The 1898-nt window shown below is 76.1% G+C and carries 2 protein-coding genes; both read right to left on the reverse strand.

Annotated features, from left to right (window positions below; genetic code table 11):
* Positions 1 to 50: 50 nt before the first annotated feature.
* Complete coding sequence (locus tag C3488_RS39540; RefSeq protein WP_103845623.1) at positions 51 to 857, reverse strand: polysaccharide deacetylase family protein; 807 nt, start codon at positions 855 to 857, stop codon at positions 51 to 53.
* 173 nt (positions 858 to 1030) lie between these two features.
* The coding region (locus C3488_RS39545) for a DMT family transporter (RefSeq protein ID WP_103845624.1) at positions 1031 to 1898 on the reverse strand (868 nt) is incomplete at its 5' end.

The raw sequence follows: 1898 nt of genomic DNA on the forward strand, positions 1-1898 counted from the left end.
TGACCGCCGGATTCGCGACGCCGCGGTCCGGTTCATCCCCCTGGCGGGCGTCAGGCTCCGCGGACGGACCCCCGACGCCGCCTGCCCGCGCCGCGGCGTCCTCCCGTGCCGGCCCCCCACTCCCGTGCTCGCCCCAGCGTCCCCACCGACAGCCCCGCCTCACGGCAGTCGTCCACGATGCCGGGCAGCGCCCCGAGCGTGGCACGCCAGCAGCCGACCGCCGCGGCATGGTCGGAGTCGTGCAGCAGCAGGGTGCCACCACCCCGCAACTCCGCACCCGCCGTCGCGCGTACGGAGGCGGGCGTGGCGTCGGCCGTCCAGTCCTTGCCCCAGGCCGTCCACAACACCGGTCGCAGACCGGCCCGCCGGGCCGCCGCCCATCGTCCCGACGTGAGGATCCCGTACGGCGGCCGGTACCACAGGGGCCGACGGCCGGCCGCGTCGTGGACCGTCTCCACCGTCCGGACCAGGTCCGCCGTGTCACGGGCCGGAGACGGCAGCCAGGGCCTGTCGTGGCTCCAGCCGTGCACGGCGAGTTCGTTCCCCCGCTCCGCGATCTCCCGGGTCAGTGCCGGACAGCGCACGACACTCTCGCCCAGCACGAAGAACGTCGCCCGGACGCCGAGGGAGTCCAGCGTGTCGAGGAAGTGCGGCGTGGAGCCGGGATCGGGCCCGTCGTCGAAGGTGAGAGCGATGTGGTCGGGGCGGCCCACCCCGGCCAGCCCGGGGAGGAAGCGGCGCCGCAGGCCGGGCAGCCAGGTGGCGGCCGGGCCGATGTGCACGGCCGCGACCGCCGCGACCGGCGCCAGGAGGGCCGCCGCGCGCCCGGCGGCCAAGGGACCGTGAGGACGAGTCATCGGGCAACTGCCTCCTTGCTTGTCAGGCACCCGGAGCTTCTTCGGGTTCCGGGCCGTCGTGGGGGGACGGGGGCGTCGGGGTGGGACTGCCATCGAGCCGGGCGGACCCGGATCGGGGCGGGCACGGATCGGGTCGGGCACGGATCGAGGCCGCTGTCGGACCGGGACCGTTGTCAGGGGCCGGGCCGGTCCCGGTCCGGCTCACCGGCCGACGGCCTCCCCGGCGCCCGCTCCCGGGCCTCGGGATACGGCCCGTCCCGGCTGTTCGGTGCCGTGTCCCAGGCACCGCCGGCCCAGGGGGCGCCCGCCAGTCCGATGCTGCCCGCACCGATGAGCGCGAAGCCGAGCACCTCGGGCAGCACGCGCACCCCGAGCGCGATCTGCTCGTCGAACAGCGCCGACCCCAGTGCCACCCCCACCATCGCGTCCCCGAGGGTCAGAGCGGGCTGCGACGCCGTGAGCGACCCGGCCCGGAACGCGCTCTGCAACAACAGGAAGCTCACCACGCCGATCAGCGCCGTCACATACGGTGGCCACTGCGTCAGTACGGTCCCCACCCCCTGCGGGAGCCGGCCCATGACCTCCTTCAGCAGCGCTGCCGTGGCGGCGAACGACACCGCGCTCGACAGCCCCAGGAGCGCGGCACGCGGCGCGCCCTGCACCGCACGGGCCGAGACGACCAGAGCCACCACGGCGCACACCACGGCCACCCCCACCGGAAGCCAGCGCCCCGGCAGGGCCGTGGTCCGGCCGGCGGAGGGCGCTGCCACCCCCAGGAACAGCGCCAGTCCGGCGGCGAGGGCGGTGAACGCCAGCCACGTGCGCCGACCGGGGCGAGCGCGGAAGACGATGCCGCCGACTGCCAGGGTGAACAGCAACTCGCTGGCCAGCAGGGGCTGCACGACGGCCAGGCTGCCCACGGCCAGCGCGGCCGCCTGGAACACGGTCGACAGTGCCAGCAGCCCGGCCCCCGCCAGCCAGTACGGCCGCCGCAGCACATGACCGAGCCAGCGCACCGCCTGGCGCATCCCGCGGCCGCCC

It is taken from the genome of Streptomyces sp. Ru72, assembly GCF_002920635.1.
Lineage (GTDB): Bacteria > Actinomycetota > Actinomycetes > Streptomycetales > Streptomycetaceae > Streptomyces.

What these genes read in the sequence shown, in the direction of transcription:
- C3488_RS39540 (WP_103845623.1), bottom strand. Translation starts at nt 857, where the DNA reads ATGACTCGTCCTCACGGTCCCTTGGCCGCCGGGCGCGCGGCGGCCCTC.